We start from the raw sequence: 14,068 nt of genomic DNA, 5'->3' as shown, positions 1-14,068 counted from the left end.
GATTGTAGTCAGATGAAAACATTAGTTATTGCGGAAAAGCCGTCGGTCGCCCAAGACATCGTGCGTGCACTCACACCGGTGGCCGGCAAGTTTGAGAAACATGATGAGTACTTCGAGAGCGACACCTATGTCGTCTCCAGCGCCGTAGGCCACCTGGTCGAGATCCAGGCCCCTGAACAATATGACGTCAAGCGTGGCAAGTGGAGCTTTGCGCACCTGCCGGTGATCCCGCCGCACTTCGACCTCAAGCCTGTGGACAAGACCAAGACGCGCCTGAACGCCGTGGTCAAGCTGGCCAAACGCAAAGACGTGGACAAGCTGGTAAACGCCTGTGACGCGGGCCGCGAAGGAGAGCTGATCTTCCGCCTGATCGAACAGTACGCCGGTGGCGCCAAGCCGCTGGGCAAGCCGGTGAGCCGCTTGTGGCTGCAGTCCATGACGCCCCAGGCCATCCGCGATGGCTTTGACCACCTGCGCACCAATGCCCAGATGCAGCCCCTGGCCGATGCTGCCCGCTGCCGCTCGGAGGCCGACTGGCTGGTCGGCATCAACGGCACCCGCGCCATGACGGCTTTCAACAGCCGCGATGGCGGCTTCTTCCTGACCACCGTGGGCCGGGTGCAAACGCCCACCTTGTCCGTGGTGGTCGAGCGCGAAGAGCTGATCCGCAAGTTTGTGAGCCGCGACTATTGGGAAGTACACGCCACCTTTGCCGCCCAGGCGGGTGAGTACCCCGCCAAGTGGTTCAACCCTGCGCACAAGAAGGATGCGGACGACGCTGAAAAGAAGGCCGACCGCGTCTGGTCCCTGGCCGAAGCCAGGACAATAGCCGACGCCGTACGCGGCCAACAAGCCACGGTCACAGAAGAGAGCAAGCCCACCACGCAAGCTTCCCCCCTGCTGTTTGACCTGACCAGCCTGCAACGTGAAGCCAACGGCAAGTTCGGCTTCTCCGCCAAGACCACTTTGCAGATTGCCCAGAGCCTCTACGAGCGCCACAAGGCCCTGACCTACCCGCGTACCGATTCCCGCGCCCTGCCGGAAGACTATGTGCCCGTGGTGAAGAAGACCTTCGAGATGCTGGCCGACAGCGATATGCGTCACTTGGCGCCCCACGCCCTGGTCGCACTGAATGGAAACTACATCAAGCCCACCAAACGCGTGTTCGACAACGCCAAGGTCTCGGATCACTTTGCCATCATCCCCACTCTGCAAGCGCCCAGCGGCCTGAGCGAGGCGGAGCAAAAGCTGTACGACCTGGTCGTGCGCCGCTTCATGGCGGTGTTCTTCCCCAGCGCGGAGTACCAAGTTACCACCCGCATCACCACCGCTGCCCAGCACGCCTTCAAAACCGAAGGCAAGGTACTGGTCAAGCCGGGCTGGCTGGCCATCTACGGCAAAGAAGCCGCCGCTGAAGTGGAAGACGCCAAAGAAGGCGACAAGGGCCAGAACCTAGTGCCCGTAGCGCCCGGTGAAAAGGTCAAGGGCGACCCGGTAGACCCCAAGGGCCTCAAGACCAAACCGCCTGCACGCTACTCCGAAGCGACGCTGCTTGGCGCCATGGAAGGTGCCGGCAAAACCGTGGAAGACGACGAGCTGCGCGAAGCCATGCAAGAGAAAGGCTTGGGCACACCAGCCACCCGCTCCAGCATCATCGAAGGTCTGATCGCCGAAAAGTACATGCTGCGCGAAGGCCGCGAGCTGATCCCAACCGCAAAATCCTTCCAGCTCATGACGCTTCTGCGCGGCCTGGATGTGCAGGAACTGACCAAGGCCGAACTTACCGGTGAGTGGGAATACAAGCTCGCCCAAATGGAGCAGGGCAAACTCAGCCGCGAAAAGTTCATGGCCGAGATTGCCGCCATGACTGAGCACATGGTCCGGAAAGCCAAGGAATACGACCGCGACACCATCCCCGGTGACTACGCCACGCTAGCAGCCCCGTGCCCCAACTGTAGTGGCATCGTGAAGGAAAACTACCGCCGCTACACCTGCACCGGTGCAGACGGTCACAGCGAAGGCTGTGGCTTCTCGTTCGGCAAGTCTCCCGCAGGCCGCACTTTTGAGCTGGCCGAAGTGGAGCAGTTCCTGCGCGATAAGCACATCGGCCCGCTGGACGGTTTCCGCTCCAAAGCCGGCTGGCCTTTTGTGGCCGAGATGGTCATCAAGTTTGATGAAGAAGCCAAGAACTACAAACTGGAGTTCGACTTCGGCGACGACAAGGCCGGCGAGGAAGACGGCGAGATCATCGATTTCAGCGCACAAACCGCCCTGGGCGCGTGCCCCAAGTGCGGCGGCAATGTCTTCGAGCACGGCAAGAACTACGTGTGCGAGAAATCGGTGCCCACCGATGCACAGGCCACCCCGAGCTGCGACTTCAAGAGCGGCCAGATCATCCTGCAGCAACCCATTGAGCGCGAGCAGATGCAAAAGCTGCTGGCCACCGGCAAGACCGACATGCTGGAGAAATTTGTCTCCATGCGCACCCGCCGCAACTTCAAGGCCATGCTGGCTTGGGATGCGACCGAAGGCAAAGTGAACTTCGAGTTCGCCCCCTCCAAGTTCCCTCCCCGCAAAACGGCCTACAAAGCAGCTGCAAAAACCACAGCCGCTACAAAAACAGGAGCTGCTCGCGCTGGTTCTGCGGGCGCTGCAGCCAAAAAAGCCCCTGCAAAGAAAGCTGCTGCCGTCAAAGAGGCCAAGCCCAAAGCCCCCCGCAAGACCACCGCAGCCAGCGGCAAACAACCGAGCGCAGAGTTGGCCGCGGTGATCGGTGCCGAGCCGATTGCGCGCCCGCAGGTCATGAAGAAGCTGTGGGACTACATCAAGGCCAACGGCCTGCAAGACGCCAAAGACAAGCGCAGCATCAACGCCGATGCCAAGCTGCTCGCGGTGTTCGGCAAGCCCCAGGTCACCATGTTTGAGCTGGCCGGCATTGCCGGCAAACACCTCAGTTAAGGGCGCCTTCAGCTTCCAAGGGCACACTGCACACCATGCAATTCACTGAACAAGACGACGACTCCGAACACGCAACCCACAGCGCCGCAGAGCGCGCTGCCGCGGCCTCCCGCAGCACTTGGGTGAGCGTGGTGGTGAACGTGGTGTTGGCGAGTGCCCAGGTCATCGTGGGCACGCTAACCAAGTCGCAGGCGTTAATTGCGGACGGCATCCATTCGCTGTCCGACCTAGTGTCGGACTTTGTGGTGCTGTTCGCAGGGCACCATGCCAAGAAGGACGCCGACGTAGACCACCCCTACGGTCACCAACGCTTCGAGACGGCGGCTTCTCTGGCCCTGGGCGCCATCCTGCTGGCGGTAGGTGGCGGCATGATCTGGTCGGCCCTGCAGAAGCTGGAAGCCCCCGACACCATTGCCCCTGCGCACTTCACCTCCCTGTGGGTGGCACTGGCCGGCATTGCCACCAAGGAGCTGTTGTTCCGCTACATGCTGCGCACGGCTAAAGCCGTGAAGTCCAGCCTGCTGGTAGCCAACGCGTGGCACGCGCGCTCGGACGCTGCGTCTTCGTTGGTGGTCAGCCTGGGCATTCTGGGCAGCATGGCCGGCTATCCGCTGCTGGACCCGATTGCGGCGCTGATTGTGGGCTTCATGGTGGGCAAGATGGGCTGGAGCTTCGGCTGGGACGCGCTGCACGACCTGATGGACCGCGCGGTGGATGAAGAAGAAGTGCAAGCCATTCGCAGCACCTTGATGGCCACCCCCGGTGTAGCCGGTGTGCACGATGTGCGAACCCGCAAGATGGGCGACATGGTGGTGGCCGACGCCCACATTGAAGTGGACGCCAAACTCACCGTCGAAGAGGGGCACAACATCGCCGTGGCCGCGCGCAACGCCGTGCTCAAGCGCCACCGGGTCCTCAACCTGATGACCCATGTGGACCCGGCCCACCGGCCGGACGCCGACCACCAGCCGGTGGTCTGAGCAAGCTGCAAAAACCCCTTTAGCTGGTTTGGGCGGGCTTGGCGCCAGCAGCCCAACGCCAGGCCACCAACGCAGCCACCACCGCCAGCTGGACCGCCATGGCCAACCAAGGCGCCAGACCCAACGATCCGCCACCCTTGACCAGTTGCTGCAGGCCGAACAAGGGTTCAAACCAGGTCGCCAACTCCGGCGCGGTACCCGCCACCAAGCCGGGCAGCACCACCCCCAACACAAAGAGCGTTAGCAGCGTCATGCCGGCCGGCTTGCGCGTGGTGTTTCGCAGCGCAAAGAAGTGGTAGATGCCGCAGTCCCGCAGGCAATGCAACAAGGCCAGCCACATCACGCTACCCAAGGACGCCAGGTGCTGGTCGGGGTTGATGCCCAACACGCCATAGAGCAGCACAAACAGCGCCGCCATGGCCCAGCTCACCGGCCACAAAGGTAGGGCCTGCAGCATGCGGCGGCGGGGGCTGTGGGCATGGTGAAACAGCACAGCCTGCCAGACCAGGCGGTTGTTGCTCTCGGTAAACAAGGCCGCATACGTGGCCAAAAGCGCCACACCGGCCAGTGGCACCATCAGGTTGGCGTCGCGGGCGTCTTCCGGCATGAAGCCGGCCAGCATCCAGCCCACAGCCAACACGCCCAGTGCCCAGGCCCAAGGGGTTGACCGCACCATCAGCTGCTTGCCCATGCTGCGCCACAAGGCCAGCAATCCCAGCGCCAGCATCAAGGCGGCCAGCACCAGCGACTGCACAGGCAGCGGCAGCCCCAGACTCCACCAGCCGCCGGAAGCTTGAGGCTCGTCAGTCGGGCTGCGCAGCACCATGAACACCATGGGCAGCGTCTGCAAGGCCATGAACAAGCCGAACAGTCGGCCTGCCGTGCTGCTGGACTTTTCGGTGCGCAGGTCCAGGGTATGCAAGCGGCTGGCCATCAGCCAGGCATGCAGGGCGACTGCGCCAATGGCACCTGCCAGCATCCAGACGCAGCGGCTCAAGAAACCCGGCAGGGTCGAGGCTGCGAGCACCGCCACCACAGCACACAGCAGAGCGCCGTACCATGCGTAGGCAGTGCTGCCGAACAGCTTGCCCCAGGCCATCTGCCAGGGGGTGAGTGCGCTCAGGCGCTGCTGGTCCCAGGTGCGCTCGGTCACTTCGTTGTTGATACTGGACATCACCAACAGGCTGCCCCAACCCACGGTGAGGCCGGTGAACAACACCGTGCAGGCGATGAACAGGTTGTCGCGCGGGTTGTGCTCGCTGATGGCGACGGCCAGCAGGGCGATCAGGGTCAGCACCCCGGGCATCAGGGCGAGGCGGGCGGGCGAAATTTCCAACCAGAGGTTGCGCTTGAATTCCGGGTTCATGGTGCAGCTCCCGAGGAGTGGTGGGAATCGGCTTGGCCATAGCTCATCTGCAGGCTGGTGCGTACTTCCTGAAAGGCACATACGGGCACACCCTCTGCAGTGAGCTTGGCCAGCAGGGCCGCGCGTGCGGCCAGGTCGCCGGCAGGCAGGTACACCGTCGTGGGCGTAGCGCCACTCGCATCCAGGTGCGCCACTTCATAAACGGCCAGCGCTTGGGCCAGTTGCGGCGCGGGCGCAGCCAGCTGCACCTGCATCAGCGCCTTGACCACGCCTTCGCTGCCGGTAGCAGTCGTCGCCAGGCTGGCAAAGCGGCTGACCCGCCCGTCGCGGATGGAGAGGATGTGGGTGCAGTACTCATCCAACTCGCTCAGGATGTGGCTGGACACGACCAGCGTCATGCCATGGGACTGCAGGTTGCGGAACAAGGCCGACAGGTCGGCGCGCGCTTCCGGGTCCAGACCACTGGCGGGCTCATCGAGCAGCAGCACCTGCGGCATGTGCACGATGGCCTGTCCGATCGCCACCCGCTGGCGCTGCCCGCGCGAGAGGTTGCTGGCCAGGCTTTGCAGCTTGTTTTCCAGATTCAGGAAGCGGGCCACTTCTTTGACGCGCTTGGGCACGCGGCTTTCAGCAATGCCCTGCGACGCGGCGGCATAGTGCAGGCACTGCTCTACCGTGAGGTCCTGGTAGAGGCCGAAGAAGTCGGAGAGATAGCCCAGCTTGGTGTGCACCTCGCGCGGATGTTCCTGCACATCCACACCACCCACCGTGATGGTGCCGGCCAGCGGCGTGTCCAGCCCGGCAATGCAGCGCATCAGCGTGGACTTGCCGGCGCCGTTTGGGCCCACCAGGGCGGTGACCGTGCCCTGCGGGATATCCACCGAGACCCCGTGCAGGGCGCGGTGCCCCAGGTAGTCAAAGACCAAACCACTCACGTGAATCATGGAAAGCCGTCCCTTCAGCAGTGGATGATTGCTATATTTTTAGTAGCTGCTCGCGCATTATCCACTGGCGCTAGCAGCCCATTTCATCAATGCCCGGTATTCTGGTGGCTGCTATTGAGCAGCTTGTCGGTGTAGGCAATGGCAATGGCTGACAACAGGAAGGTGATGTGGATGGCCGTCTGGGCAATCAGCACTTTCTCGTCGTAGTTTGCAGCGTTGATAAAGGTCTTGAGCAGGTGGATGGAGCTGATGCCGATGATGGCGGTGGCCAGCTTCACCTTGAGCACCGAGGCGTTCACATGGCTGAGCCATTCCGGTTGGTCGGGGTGGCCGTCCAGGTCCATGCGGCTCACAAAGGTCTCGTAGCCACCCACGATCACCATGATCAGCAGGTTGGAGATCATCACCACGTCAATCAGCGCCAGCACCACCAGCATGATGATGGTCTCGTTCAACGCGGGCACGGGCACATCCGACTTGTAGCCGATGCTGCTTACGAGCGCCTGCAGCGCGGTCTGGCTGCCGAAGGCGGCTTCCAGCAGGTGCACCAGCTCCACCCAGAAGTGAAACACGTACACGCCCTGCGCGGCAATCAAGCCCAGGTACAGGGGCAGCTGCAACCAGCGGCTGGCAAAAATGAAGTTGGGAATAGGGCGCAATTTGGGGCTCTTGGGAGTGGATTCAGGGGATGTCATGGAGTTTTCCGTTGGATGGTGCCGGGCACCGTGTGCGCCGGCATTGTAAAAAAGCGGGGCTTACCCCTACGCGGCGGTGACCAGGCACTGGCTACCTTGCCAATGTGCGCCCGGCGCCAACTGCACCGGCACGCCCACGGAGGCAGCCTCCACACACAGGAAACGGGCATAGCCCCCGGCAGGCAGGTCAGCAATCACGGCCTGCGGCCCGGGGTTCCAGACCACCGCATCGGTAAAGCCTTCGTGGACCAGGTCCAGCGCACTGGCAGGGCTGCGCAGGGCAAACGGGCCAGGCACGGATTCAAACAAGTGGTCAATCGGCTCGGCCAGCGACAAGACCTCGCCCTGCGGCAAGACACCGGTCAGCGTGCTCCGGGCAACGTCGCCCACCTCCAGGTAGGTGTGCAGTGCGGCATGAAAGCTCAAGGGGCTATTGCCGGTGTTGTGCACGGCCAGCGTCATGCGCAGACCGGCCGGCACCAAGGCCACAGTCAAGGTACATGCACAGTCATGCGGCCACAGCGGCGTCTCGTGCGCGGTGTGCTGCATGCGAAAGACCAGCTGAGGCTCGGCCCCAGCCGCATCCGCCGGCAGCCACTCCCACAGGCTGGTGCGTGCAAATCCGTGGCGCACCATGGGGCCACGTCCGGAGAACTGCGGAAAAATCACCGGCACGCCGCCCCGCACAGGCTGCGGCCCGTCCAGCGGCGAGAGCGGGCTGCGGTACAAGCGCTCCACACCCGTAGCATCCACCCACGAAATCACCTGCGCACCGCGCAAGAGCACGGTGACCGTATCGCCGGCGGGGCCCTGCAGCTGAACTGCGGGTGCCCCTTCCATCATCAAAGTTTGAACATGCATGTACCCAGTTTATCGGGTGCTTGTGACTTTCGAGAGATGGGGTGGCTGGTCGGGGTCCAGCCCGCGCGCACGGGCAACCGCCTCCACCAGCAGATAGAAACTCTGGATGGCAGTGATCGGGTCCAGGTCCTCCTGCGGCGCCGTACTCAGTGTGAGGTCCCGCTCAGGTACATCAGCCGGTGCAGCCAAGAGCACCCGTGCGCCACGACCTCGCATCTCAGCGGCCAACGCAATCAGGCTTTGCTGGGCCGGGCCGCGCAGGGCAAAGATCAGCATAGGGTAGTTGTCGTTCACCAGCGCCATGGGGCCGTGTTTGACCTCGGCCCCGCTGAAGGCCTCGGCCTGAATGCCGCAAGTCTCCTTGAACTTGAGGGCTGCCTCCTGCGCAATCGCCAGGCCCGGGCCCCGGCCTATCACCATGAGCTGGCTGGCGGTGCGCAAGGGCTCCACCGCAGCGCTCCAGTCCTGCTGGCAGGCCTCTTCCAGCGCAGCAGGCAGCGTCTTCAAGGCTTCCAGCAAGTCCGCATGGGCACCCCAGTGCGCGGCCAGCCGTGCACCGGCTACCAGGCCGCAAATAAAGCTCTTGGTGGCAGCCACACTCTTCTCGGGGCCTGCGTGCAAAGGCATGGCCCAGTCCACCGCTTGCGCCAGGGGCGAGCTGATGTCATTCACCAGGGCCACCGTGGTCGCCCCGGCTTTCTCAAACACCTGCATGGGTTCAAACAAGTCCGGGCTGCGGCCCGACTGCGAAATGGACACGGCCAGCACCCGCTGGCGCGCCATGGGCGCCTTGTAAAGGGTCAGCAACGACATGGGCAGCGAGGTCACCAGCTGCCCGGTGCGCGACATCACCAGATAGGCGAAGTAGGCAGCCGCGTGGTCCGAGCTGCCACGGGCAATGGTGACGGCACCCTGGGGCGGCAAAGCCCGCAACGCCAGGCCAAGGGCGGCGTAGCGACCTTCATCGCCCGCCAGTTGTTGCGCCACCTGGCGCGCGGAGGTCAGGGCCTCTTGCAACATCAATGTTGTCATTAGGGAATCTCTTTTCATGTCATTGCAAACACAGGGTCAGGGCACCGTCCATGGCGTCACCCTGCGGTGGCACCACACACGCGCCCACCAAAGCACAGAGCCGGGGCGCCAGTCGTTGGCCTACGCTGCCGGCTACTACCAAGGGCAGCGTGTGAGTAGGGTCTACGGCACGGGCCAAGGCTTCAAGCTGGTGCAGGGCCCGCTCCAGCAGCCTTGCAGCGTCAGGGTCGGAAGCCTCGTGCGAAAAAATCAGGGGCGTGAGGCTGGCGTACTCCCCTTGCCCTGCGGCACCACACCAGGCCAGCAAGGCCTCGGGTGTGCCACCTGTGGCTTGCAGCACTGCCAGGGTTAACGGCCCTGGCAACGCGCGGCCGTCCAACGCACGCTGGGTGAGGTTGACGGCCTGCAGACCCAAGTCCGCGCCACTGCCCTCATCACCACTCGGGAAGCCCCAACCACCGCTGGTGCGGCGCTGCCCGTCCGGCAGCAAGGCCAGGCCCACCGCACCGGTGCCTACGATGACCAGCGCACCCGGGTGTCCGCCGTGCGCACCCAGCAGCGCCGTGACCGCATCAGACTCCAGCTTCAAGGTGGCATAGCCCGGATCGGCGGCCAGACATTCGGCGTGCCACGCCGCATTGTTGGCACCGGCCAAGCCCAAGCCCAAGGCACAGTTGGCCGGCACCGGCTCGGGCCAGCCGGCTTGCAACCTGCCCCCGGTAGCTTGCGAAATGGCTTCTTTGATGTGGCGCCACGCCTGGCCAATGCCCTGGGTCAGGCCCGAGGCGCCGGCCTTGCCTTCGCCCACCACCACACCACTGCGGTGCACCACCCGCGCGCGGGTGCTGGTGCCGCCACCATCAATGCCAATGGCGTAGTGAATGTGTGCCGGCAGCAGCTCAGCGTGCATGGGCCGAGCGCATGTTGCCGGGGTTCAAGCGGGTGCACGCCGTGCCATCAGCCTTGAAAAGGTACAGGGCAGACGGTGCCGCACGCACGATGACCGAGTCGCCCAGACGCACTTCGGCATTGCCGTCACCACGCACGATCAGCTCTTGCCCGTCGTCCATCTTGAGGTACAGCAAGTTGGATTCGCCCAGGTGCTCCACCAGCGTGATCTCGGCATCCAGCGCCGTGTCATCCGCCGCTGGCGCCACGCCGACGGGCAGCACTTCGCAGTGCTCGGGGCGCAGGCCCACTTCCACACTCTCACCCACTTGCAGCTGGCTGCTGTCCACCGTGGCCAGCACCTTGCTGCCGTTGCCCAACAGCAGGCGGGCGCCACCGTCTAGCACTTCCACGACACGGGCCGGCAACAGGTTGATGGTGGGCGAGCCGATGAAGGTCGCCACAAAACGGTTGGCAGGCTGCTGGTACAGCGTGAGCGGGGTGCCAGCCTGCTGCACATGGCCTTCGCTGAGCACCACAATTTTGTCGCCCATGGTCATGGCTTCCACCTGGTCGTGGGTCACATAGACCATGGTGGCGCCCAGGTCGCGGTGCAGGCGGGCCAGCTCGATGCGGGTCTTGGCGCGCAGCGCAGCGTCAAGGTTGGAGAGCGGCTCGTCAAACAGAAACAGGCGCGGCTCGCGCACGATGGCGCGGCCGATGGCCACACGCTGGCGCTGCCCGCCCGAGAGCTCGCGGGGCAGGCGTTCCAGCAGGTGGTCGATGTGCAGCACCTTGGCGGCATCACGTACCCGTTTGTCAATGTCGGCCTTGTTGGCACCGTGGATCTTGAGCCCGAACGACATGTTGCGGTAGACCGTCATGTGCGGGTAGAGCGCATAGCTCTGGAACACCATGGCGATACCGCGCTCGGCGGGCGGCAGGTCGTTGACCAGGTCGTCACCGATGCGCAACTCGCCGCTGCTGATGTCTTCCAGCCCGCAGAGCACGCGCAACAAGGTGGACTTGCCGCAGCCGCTGGGGCCGACCAGCACCACCAATTCGCCGTGCTCGATCTCGAGGTTGATGTTGTGCAGCACCGGCTCGTTGTTGCCGTAGCGCTTGCTGATGTTTTGGAGGGAAACGCTTGCCATGGTGGTTCTGCTTTACTTGACGGCGCCCGCGGTGATGCCGCGGATCAGTTGACGGGAGAAGAGGGCGTAGAGGGTGACCACCGGCACGATGGCCAGCGAGAGAGAAGCCAGCACGGCGTTCCAGTCGGTGGCGTACTGCCCCACGAACTGCTGGATGCCCAGGGTGATGGTCTGCGTCTTGTCAGACGGCGCAAGAATGAGCGGAAACCACAGGTCGTTCCAGATCGGCACCATGGTGAACACCGCCACCGTGGCAATCGCCGGACGGATCAGCGGCACCACCACCAGAAAGAAGATGCGGAACTCATCGATGCCGTCGCAGCGCGCCGCATCTTTGAGCTCACCGGGCACCTGCCCCATGAACTCCGACAGGATCATGATGGCCAGCGGCAAGCCCTGCGCCACGTACACCAGCACCAGCGCGGTGAGGGTGTTCACCAGGTTCAGCTCCACCATCAGCTGGAGGATGGACACCGTACCCAGGCGGATAGGCACCATGATGCCAAAGGCAAAAAAGAACTTCAGCCAGCGGTTGCCCTTGAAGCGGTATTCCGACAAGCCCCAGGCCGCCATGGCCCCGAACAGCAGGATGAAAAACAGCGATGCAATCGTGACGATAAAGCTGTTGCCGAAGTACATGAGCACGTCGGAGCGGCCCAGCACTTTGGTGTAACCGATGAGCGAAAACGTCTCGGGTGTGGGCCAGGCCAGCGGGTCGTTGAAGATGGCGTCCCGGCTCTTGAACGAGTTCATGAACACCAGCAGGATGGGCAGCAGCGCCAGCAGCAGATAGCTGATGAGGGTCAAATGCACAAACACGCGGCTGGGCGCGAAAGGAAGAGATTTGGAATTGGATGCGTTTGCCATGTGCGGCCTCACATTGCAAAGCGTTGCAGCTTGCGCTGCACCGCGAGGAAGTACACCGCCACGCCCACCAGAATCACCAGGAACATGATGGTGGCCACGGCCGCGCCCATGGTCGGACTGGCCACTTGCGACTGGTAGCCGAAGAAGGTGCGGTAGAACAGCGTGCCCAAAATGTCGGTGCTGTAGTTGGGGCCCGCCACCGCGCCCTTGACCGTGTAGATCAGGTCAAACGCGTTGAAGTTGGCCACGAAGGTCAGGATGGTCACCAGCCCCAGCGTGGGCAGGATCAGCGGCAGCCGGATCTGCCAGAAGATGCGCCAGGGGGATGCGCCCTCGACGACCGCGGCCTCGATGATGTCCTCCGGAATCGCAATCAGCGCGGCGTAGATCAGCATCATGGGCACGCCGATGTACTGCCACACCGACATCAGCGACACGGTGATCAGCGCCGCGCTCTCCAGCCCCAGCCAGGGCGCGAACCAGTCACCCAATCCCACCAGCGTCAAGAGCCGCTCGGACACGCCCCACAACGGCGACAGGATGAGCTGCCACACAAAACCGATGATCACCACCGACAGCAAAGTGGGCAGGAAAAAGATGGTGCGGTAGGTGGCGGCAAAGCGCACATTGCGCAGCGACAGCAGGGCCGCCAACAGCAGGCCCACAGGGTTTTGCACCAGCATGTGAATGGCAAAGAACTTCAGGTTGTTGCCCATCGCATTCCAGAAGCTGGCCGACCACTGCGGGTCGTTCAGGATGGTGTTGTAGTTCGCCAGACCGGTGAAAGTGCGCAGGCCGGTGTCGTCCGCGCTGTAGAGCCCCAAGCGCAGGGTGTCCAGCAGTGGCAGGGCACTGAAGGTGGCGTAGATCAGCAATGCCGGGGCGATAAACACCAGCACCCGCCAGGAAAAGCCGAGTTTCATGAGAGACCTTGTTGGTCAAAGAGACAAAGGAGAACGGGGGGAGCGGCGGCTGGAGGGGTGCCGCAAGGAGTGCAAGCCACCGGCTCGCACTCCTGACTCACAAGCTGCGGTTTACTTGGCAGGTGCGTACCACTTGGCAAAGCCGTTCTGGATCTGCGCAGCAGCGTCCTTGGGCGCCATCTTTCCGTTCATGACCTGGGAGTTCACGTTCCAGAACTCGTTTTCCATGCTCGGGGTGCCGCGGCTCATGATCTGGGCGTTCAGGCGGATGGTGCTCTTGCACTGGTTGCGCCAGCCGATCATTTCCTTGGCCACAGGGTTCTTCACATCAATCGCGTGGTTGGAGAGCGAGAAGAAGCCGGTCACCTTGTTGGTGTACAGGTCGGCAAACTCTTTGCTCGCCAGCCAGTTCAGGAACACCTGGGCGTCTGCCTTGTTTTTGCTCTTGCTGTTCACGCCCATGGCGATGTCGGTGTGGTCCGAGATGTAGCAAGGGTCACCGGCCTTGGCCACGGGCGGCTTGAAGGCGCCGAATTCCACTTTGCTGTTGCCTTCAAAGTAGGAGATGTCCCAGGAACCCGCGGGGTAGATGGCTGCACGGCCGCTGCCGAACAGGTTTTGCGAGTCGCCATAGGTCTGGGCCTGGTAGCCCTTGGGCAGGTAGTTGGACCACTTTCCCATCACGTCCCAGGTTTTCACGAATTCGGGGTCGGTGAACTTCTTCTTGCCGGCGATCAGTGCCTTGCGACCTTCTTCACCCTTCCAGTAGTTCGGGCCGATGCCGGTGTACACGATCTGGTGGGTTTCCCACTGGTCGGCGGTGCCCATGGCAATCGGAGCCACCTTGCCGGCAGCCTTGACCTTGTCCAGCACATTGAAGAAGTCGGCTTCGGTCACGGGCGGGTTCAGGCCCAGCTCGGCAAACACCTTTTTGTTATAGAAGAAACCGTGGATCACAGACGCCATGGGCACGCAATAGGTGTCCTTGCCGTCATCGGTCTGCCACGCCACCTGGGCAGACTCGGGGAAGTTTTTCAGGGCTGGGTTGCCATTGAGCTTGTCCAGATGGCCCTTCTTGTACAGGTCCAAGGACACGTCAAACGGGCGGCAGGTCACCAGGTCACCTGCGGTGCCGGCGGTCAGGCGGGCGTTCAGGGCAGAGTTGTACTCAGGGGGTGCAGTGGGCGCGAACTTGACGGTAATGCCGGGGTGGGCTTTGTAGAAGGCGGGCAGCAGCACGTCTTCCCACAAACCTTTGTCGTCAACACGCCAGCTCTCAATGGTGAGCGTACCGGCACCTGCAAAGCTACTGCAAACCAGCGCTGCCGCAGCGGCGGCCATGCGAAGGGAATGGGACATGGAATCTCCTGATCATCGGTTGAATGAAACTGCCAGCTCCG

12 protein-coding genes are annotated in these 14,068 nt (G+C 63.1%); 2 read left to right on the top strand and 10 right to left on the bottom strand.

The window, feature by feature from the left end; translation table 11 throughout:
* The first annotated feature begins 12 nt into the window (after positions 1-12).
* Together ACOAP0_RS10990 and ACOAP0_RS10985 are read left to right on the top strand one after the other, a co-directional pair.
* The gene (locus tag ACOAP0_RS10990) at positions 13-2,958 is read left to right on the top strand and encodes a DNA topoisomerase III (RefSeq protein WP_498376436.1); all 2,946 of its coding nucleotides are present in this window, start codon (positions 13-15) and stop codon (positions 2,956-2,958) included.
* Positions 2,959-2,993: 35 nt separating this feature from the next.
* Entirely contained in the window at positions 2,994-3,938 is a 945-nt protein-coding gene (locus ACOAP0_RS10985) for a cation diffusion facilitator family transporter (RefSeq protein ID WP_498376435.1), read from the top strand.
* A 19-nt stretch (positions 3,939-3,957) separates the two neighbouring features.
* On the opposite strand, the gene ACOAP0_RS10980 is transcribed toward ACOAP0_RS10985, so the two are convergent.
* The 10 genes from ACOAP0_RS10980 to ACOAP0_RS10935 form a co-directional block, all read right to left on the bottom strand.
* Positions 3,958-5,304 (bottom strand): ABC transporter permease, encoded by a 1,347-nt coding sequence (locus tag ACOAP0_RS10980; protein ID WP_498376434.1) that lies wholly within the window; start codon positions 5,302-5,304, stop codon positions 3,958-3,960.
* Positions 5,301-6,248, bottom strand: a complete 948-nt coding sequence (locus tag ACOAP0_RS10975) for an ABC transporter ATP-binding protein (RefSeq protein ID WP_498376433.1) — start codon at positions 6,246-6,248, stop codon at positions 5,301-5,303. The genes ACOAP0_RS10980 and ACOAP0_RS10975 overlap by 4 nt, the downstream gene beginning before the upstream one ends.
* Before the next feature lie 86 nt (positions 6,249-6,334).
* Positions 6,335-6,943: a TIGR00645 family protein gene (locus tag ACOAP0_RS10970; protein WP_087495900.1), complete on the bottom strand. Its 609-nt coding sequence runs from the start codon at positions 6,941-6,943 to the stop codon at positions 6,335-6,337.
* Positions 6,944-7,009: 66 nt separating this feature from the next.
* The gene (locus tag ACOAP0_RS10965; RefSeq protein WP_498376432.1) at positions 7,010-7,804 is read right to left on the bottom strand and encodes a D-hexose-6-phosphate mutarotase; all 795 of its coding nucleotides are present in this window, start codon (positions 7,802-7,804) and stop codon (positions 7,010-7,012) included.
* Between the two features lie 9 nt (positions 7,805-7,813).
* On the bottom strand, positions 7,814-8,836 hold the full coding sequence (locus ACOAP0_RS10960) for an SIS domain-containing protein (protein ID WP_498376431.1): 1,023 nt from the start codon (positions 8,834-8,836) through the stop codon (positions 7,814-7,816).
* A 19-nt stretch (positions 8,837-8,855) separates the two neighbouring features.
* Positions 8,856-9,746, bottom strand: coding sequence for a glucosamine kinase nucleotide-binding domain-containing protein (locus tag ACOAP0_RS10955; RefSeq protein WP_498376430.1), 891 nt, complete (start codon positions 9,744-9,746; stop codon positions 8,856-8,858).
* Positions 9,736-10,878 (bottom strand): ABC transporter ATP-binding protein, encoded by a 1,143-nt coding sequence (locus tag ACOAP0_RS10950; protein WP_498376429.1) that lies wholly within the window; start codon positions 10,876-10,878, stop codon positions 9,736-9,738. The genes ACOAP0_RS10955 and ACOAP0_RS10950 overlap by 11 nt, the downstream gene beginning before the upstream one ends.
* 12 nt (positions 10,879-10,890) lie before the next feature.
* Positions 10,891-11,745 (bottom strand): carbohydrate ABC transporter permease, encoded by an 855-nt coding sequence (locus tag ACOAP0_RS10945; RefSeq protein WP_498376428.1) that lies wholly within the window; start codon positions 11,743-11,745, stop codon positions 10,891-10,893.
* 8 nt (positions 11,746-11,753) lie between these two features.
* Positions 11,754-12,668 (bottom strand): carbohydrate ABC transporter permease, encoded by a 915-nt coding sequence (locus ACOAP0_RS10940; protein WP_498376427.1) that lies wholly within the window; start codon positions 12,666-12,668, stop codon positions 11,754-11,756.
* A gap of 111 nt (positions 12,669-12,779) precedes the next feature.
* Positions 12,780-14,027 carry an ABC transporter substrate-binding protein gene (locus ACOAP0_RS10935; protein ID WP_498376426.1) on the bottom strand — a complete coding sequence of 416 codons (1,248 nt, stop codon included), beginning with the start codon at positions 14,025-14,027 and terminating at the stop codon, positions 12,780-12,782.
* Positions 14,028-14,068: the final 41 nt, after the last annotated feature.

The organism is Curvibacter sp. Hmag1.1 (assembly GCF_059769165.1).
The sequence above is the reverse complement of the archived record's forward strand: the minus strand, read 5'-3'. Positions and strand labels throughout refer to the sequence as shown.

Excerpts from the sequence above, each read along its gene's own strand:
- ACOAP0_RS10970 (WP_087495900.1), bottom strand. The coding sequence starts at position 6,943 with ATGACATCCCCTGAATCCACTCCCAAGAGCCCCAAATTGCGCCCTATT.
- ACOAP0_RS10945 (WP_498376428.1), bottom strand. The coding sequence starts at position 11,745 with ATGGCAAACGCATCCAATTCCAAATCTCTTCCTTTCGCGCCCAGCCGC.
- ACOAP0_RS10980 (WP_498376434.1), bottom strand. The coding sequence starts at position 5,304 with ATGAACCCGGAATTCAAGCGCAACCTCTGGTTGGAAATTTCGCCCGCC.
- ACOAP0_RS10935 (WP_498376426.1), bottom strand. The coding sequence starts at position 14,027 with ATGTCCCATTCCCTTCGCATGGCCGCCGCTGCGGCAGCGCTGGTTTGC.
- ACOAP0_RS10985 (WP_498376435.1), top strand. The coding sequence starts at position 2,994 with ATGCAATTCACTGAACAAGACGACGACTCCGAACACGCAACCCACAGC.
- ACOAP0_RS10955 (WP_498376430.1), bottom strand. The coding sequence starts at position 9,746 with ATGCACGCTGAGCTGCTGCCGGCACACATTCACTACGCCATTGGCATT.
- ACOAP0_RS10940 (WP_498376427.1), bottom strand. The coding sequence starts at position 12,668 with ATGAAACTCGGCTTTTCCTGGCGGGTGCTGGTGTTTATCGCCCCGGCA.
- ACOAP0_RS10975 (WP_498376433.1), bottom strand. The coding sequence starts at position 6,248 with ATGATTCACGTGAGTGGTTTGGTCTTTGACTACCTGGGGCACCGCGCC.
- ACOAP0_RS10950 (WP_498376429.1), bottom strand. The coding sequence starts at position 10,878 with ATGGCAAGCGTTTCCCTCCAAAACATCAGCAAGCGCTACGGCAACAAC.
- ACOAP0_RS10960 (WP_498376431.1), bottom strand. The coding sequence starts at position 8,836 with ATGACAACATTGATGTTGCAAGAGGCCCTGACCTCCGCGCGCCAGGTG.
- ACOAP0_RS10990 (WP_498376436.1), top strand. The coding sequence starts at position 13 with ATGAAAACATTAGTTATTGCGGAAAAGCCGTCGGTCGCCCAAGACATC.
- ACOAP0_RS10965 (WP_498376432.1), bottom strand. The coding sequence starts at position 7,804 with ATGCATGTTCAAACTTTGATGATGGAAGGGGCACCCGCAGTTCAGCTG.